The sequence below is a fragment of the Salinivibrio sp. MA607 genome, from assembly GCF_001996245.1.
In the GTDB taxonomy this organism is placed as follows: Bacteria; Pseudomonadota; Gammaproteobacteria; order Enterobacterales; family Vibrionaceae; genus Salinivibrio; species Salinivibrio costicola.
The window spans coordinates 1-4637 of sequence record NZ_MUFJ01000054.1 but is presented as its reverse complement, the minus strand read 5'-3'; the positions used below and the strand labels follow the sequence as shown (position 1 = coordinate 4637).

The following is a 4637-nucleotide window of genomic DNA, read 5'->3' as shown; positions in this document are numbered from 1 at the left end:
CTTTTATTAATATCAACCTCTTGCGCTGAATTATTTTTGTTTTTTCATTAGTATTATTCATGGTTTTATTGCTTTGTTTTTGTGTAAAAATCCCTTTCTCCTTTTTGATAAAACATAGAGTATTAAATTTCCCCCATACGCCCTATCAGAAATTTAACTATCTAAATTAAGAATGTCGGGAATTATTCTTATAAGTAATGACACTTCATCGAAAGTTTGTGGCTGTTTTTCGCTCAATTTTCTAGGTCTCTTAATGTACATTAAGAGCCCTCTGTGACATCAAACCACTGCTGCTGTAGTCGTAGCAGATACTAAATAGACCACCAGCACAACACTATCGCACCTTTGCTTACATGGATGAGTAGCTAAGTAGAGCGACTCTGCGTTGACTGTTATTTCACTTGATAGAAGGAGTTATCATTGTGAGCAGCAGTCGACTAGAGTGTGTCTGAGTTGTGTGGTCTGTATGTGCTAGTGGGGTATTGCATGGGCTCAACCAAGAGGGAAGCTTTAGGTCTCTTAACATCGCTGGTCTGAATACTGTTATCTGCTTTAGTAAGCTAGGTAGTGATAGCTGGAGCAACACTGACGCTACACGGGTACATCTGAGCTTTAAGTTCCTCTTCGAGCACTGCGTTAAGAGAGTGGTCTAGGTATCATAATTATTCAGTTGACCATCCGAGAGACTGTGTTTAGACCAATCCCTAGGTAACGCTCTCATAGAAGCGGCTTGGCTATATGCCTTAGTGTGCTGAGTTACACACAATCTGACACCTATGGTGGCGAAGCGTAACCTAGTCGTGCAGACTGTCCCTTATGCCATCAAAATCGCCTTTGGACAGGAATAAGTTAGGGATTGAAAATCTACGCTATCACGAATTCAGGGGGGAAGGGGCAAGCCGTCTCTTCGAAAAAGGTTACTCGATAGAGGAAGCAGCTCAAATCACTGGTCACCGAAATCTAAATATTCCTTGACAAGTCTACACTTAACTCTACCCTCACAAGCTACACTCTCGAACATAACGAGACCCGTAGATAAGCCCTCGTTTTTTTTGATATCTGTGATAGAACACAATGCTTAAAGCAAGTTTTATATATATTATTTGCATAAAAGTACAATGAGATCTGGTTATGTCCCTTCTAATTAAACAAGTTATTATTCACGAGCTAGTCAAAGCTCAACACAAGACAACAGCCCAAACTAATCTAAGAGACACCAACCTAAACAAAGATGATGCTAATGTGATAAAGCTAGTCTCAGGTGTGTCAGACCTGTACGGCAAGAAAAACAACTCAGCTCAATATGGTGTTTTCACTACCAAACAATCCAGTGGCATATTTCCTATTAAGTTCGATAGTTTTGCTAAAAAGTCTACCCGAACAGAAGGTGATTTCCTGAGTCTATCAACAGATGCAATGACTGAGTTGGAGCGAATGGTAAAAGATAATTCACCTGCTACAGGTGGATATATTCTTTTTGCTGACTATGAGTCTGATGGCATTGAGTACCTACTTATTGCCATGCTCAAAGACCGTGCAGGGATAAAAATCACGGATGACCTTAAAATTGAGGAGTTAGACCACATTGAACTCAATCATCTTCATCAGGCTGCACGAATTAGTCTAAACAAGTATATTAATTATCAGAGTGCGACTGCTGTTCAAAGGCAAGAAATGAACTATCTCAGTTTTGTAAGTCCAGCTAATAATAAAACTGCGGCTGGATACTTCATTACAGCTCTTGGTTGCTCCAAAGGCACTGCTTCAACGGAAGCAACTAGAACAGTCATCAAAGAAGTTCAGCTATTCTTCAGAGCAAAAAACATGAAGCCTGAAGGTCGGAAAGTAAAGAGTCAAGTAACTGACTACTTGTTAAAATGTGCTGAAAATAAAAAGCCTGCGACATTAAAAGAAATAGACAAGATTGCTCGCCATTACTTTCCTGCAAATGAAGCAGATGAGTTGTCGGATGAACTATTTGCACACCTTAATGGCAGTAGTTGTGAAATTCCCACAGAGTTTTCTTCTAGTAAGAGTGAGGCTAAAAAATACAAATACTTCAAGCACCAAGATGCAAACTGGACACTAGAGTTTGATCGTAATTCATTGGGTGTTAGATCTAATTCAGAAATAAAATATGATAAGGCATCAAAGTCCCTTACAATTACGAACCTTTCAGCGGATCTACGCACGCAACTAGAAGAAGACTTGAGAGAGCGCGGTATTAAGTAATGTTAGAAGCGTTTGTTAAATTATACAGAACAATAGATTCTCCATCTCTACAAGATGGCGGACAGTTACAGTTCGACTGTGTACTTGACTCACAAACGCTGAAGCTTCTCTGGAACGTCAAAGAATCTGGTATTGAGATCGAAGAGATAGAGCACGGTGACGATGTTGTATCACTCGAAGAGGTGGCAACAGCCGACGGAACTAGTGCTTCTGTACATTTAAGTATACCGATGTCTGGCGATTATAATGTTTTCAGAGATCTAGACGACCTGTTAGAAAGAGCCATTGAACTAGTTAACGGTAAAATAGCTTCTGATTTTTATGTATGCGATGACAACTACTGGCACCATGAAAGTGAAGCTAGTGAAGCTACCGATACAGAAGACGTCTATACGAACTTACAGAGATACTGCGAGCTAGTAGGTAGTCTCGAAAAGCTCGCTTCATATCACGATAAAAAGCAAAATAGCACCAATCATGAGCTTGTATTCATAAGCAGTGATGAAACTACAACCTCAAAGCCTGTAGTTTTGCGCCCGTGCATCACAAGAGAGCTACTTGAGCTACCCATCATAGATATATCGACAATCACAGACCTAACCTCAGATAAAAGCGAAAAACAAGCTAACATCAATCGTGAACGAGCTATATTCAAAGTTTCAATTATAGAGTTTTTTGAGAACCTCTCCCTAAATCATAGCGTTAGTAACTTCAATCATCTTATTCGCAGTTGGAAAGACTTCATTACTCTCTACAACAACAACTTTGAAACATACATGAGCGGCTTTGCGTTTCACAAAGCAAAGAAAGAAGTTGCTGATGTTGAGCTTAAAGTTGCGGAACAATACTCCAAAGTCTTAGGGGACATTGCAGGAAAACTATTTGGTCTCCCTGTATCATTTGCTGCACTTCTTGGTTTCTTTGCAGAAAAAGCAACTTTCATTTCAGACACATTAATAATCTTTGGTATCGTGTCTGCAACATGGCTTATGACTCGCCTAGTCGCCAACCAGATCGCTCAGTTGCAGCGGATATCCCACGCCAAAGATATATCGTTTGGTAGTATTCAAGGAAAAGAAACGCAATACCCGCAAGCACTAATTAATGAGATTAAAAGCGCGAAGGATGCTATCGACCTAAACGCTAATAAGCTAGAGAGGGATTTAAAGTATCTTGCTGCTCTCGTTTGGGCTCCTCTCTCTATTGGAGCATCATTGTTTATCTGTAGGCATCATGACAAGTTGCTCCCTGTCATAGAGTTTTTAAAAAATTCTTGGTCAACGTGAGTTTTAGCTTTGGTTAATTTAACACTGACAGCACCTGAGGGTCTATCACTGCACGCTCCTCTTTTTATCTCGAACGGACTGTCATAGACCAACAATCATCGGCACAGCAAAATCTACAAGCCCCCAAGCTTTAACCTCTCGGACTGTAGTGAAACGGGGACAGAACTTGCGTTTAGCCGTACATTACTTTTAGCATATCGAAACCAATTGGCTATCGGGTAATGTATCTAAAAGCGTGATAAACTTCGGGAAAAAAGTGAGCTAGAGTAATCTGTCAGATCTGATTACGTCGCTGGTAGTTAACTGGCAGACCACGTCCTGACTAACGCAGTCTTAGTCATCAGAGAGAGCAGACGGTATACCGACACAAGGGCTTTAGCCTCAAACGGCTTCCACCTATGCATTGTGGTTTGTTTGGTCTACCGCTAAAAGGAAATGCTTAGAGAAACCATAGGGCACTGCCACTCACTTCAACAATATAAGCTACCATCAATCGACAATAGGTGTTTCCACTTGGCTGTTATAGGCTTCCTGAGAGTCCATATAGAAGCCACAGAGAAGCTATCCTGCCGCTGGGAGTCGAGTATCAACTGCCTCTTGCTCGTCGATGGGGTAATCTATGGTCTCTATATGCTTCTTGAGACTAACTATCGTCAGACCTGAGCCATAATTACCACTCACAGAGCTCTCTGACCATCCACCAAGTTGCTTATAAGCTACTTCAGGCACTCCAGCATTCAACGCTAGGTCTTTGAAGTTGTGTCTCAAGCTATGGAAAGTCACACGGTCTGCCCTTAGTTCATGCTTGCGACAGAAATAGGCATAGCGCTTACTGTAGATGTCGGAGCGATACCCTCCCTGTTTTGGTAGAGGAATATCGTAAGCGGCCATTTCTCCCCACATTCACATAACCACGATGACCTGATATTGATATAGCTCCTTCACTATCGGAGCGATATCATGACACGCGAAGACAAGATGACACTCTGGCAGGAGCGCCTGCAGCATCAAAAAGACAGCCAACTCACCATCGCCGCCTGGTGCGAACAGCACCAAATTGCCCAGTCGCAGTTCCGCCGCCTGGTGCGAACAGCACCAAATTGCCCAGTCGCAGTTCTA

The 4637-nt window shown here is 41.8% G+C and carries 3 protein-coding genes; all 3 read left to right on the top strand.

Going from position 1 to position 4637, the window contains the following annotated elements; translation table 11 throughout:
- Positions 1-1131: 1131 nt before the first annotated feature.
- On the top strand, positions 1132-2232 hold the full coding sequence (locus BZG81_RS15270; RefSeq protein WP_077677800.1) for a nucleoid-associated protein: 1101 nt from the start codon (positions 1132-1134) through the stop codon (positions 2230-2232).
- Positions 2232-3518 (top strand): hypothetical protein, encoded by a 1287-nt coding sequence (locus BZG81_RS15265; RefSeq protein ID WP_077677799.1) that lies wholly within the window; start codon positions 2232-2234, stop codon positions 3516-3518. Before BZG81_RS15270 ends, BZG81_RS15265 begins: the two co-directional genes overlap by 1 nt.
- 960 nt (positions 3519-4478) lie before the next feature.
- Positions 4479-4637 (top strand): IS66 family insertion sequence element accessory protein TnpA (gene tnpA / locus BZG81_RS15970; protein WP_198533669.1); only part of this gene is annotated, 159 nt, incomplete at its 3' end.

What these genes read in the sequence shown, in the direction of transcription:
- BZG81_RS15265 (WP_077677799.1), top strand. Translation starts at nt 2,232, where the DNA reads ATGTTAGAAGCGTTTGTTAAATTATACAGAACAATAGATTCTCCATCT.
- BZG81_RS15270 (WP_077677800.1), top strand. Translation starts at nt 1,132, where the DNA reads ATGTCCCTTCTAATTAAACAAGTTATTATTCACGAGCTAGTCAAAGCT.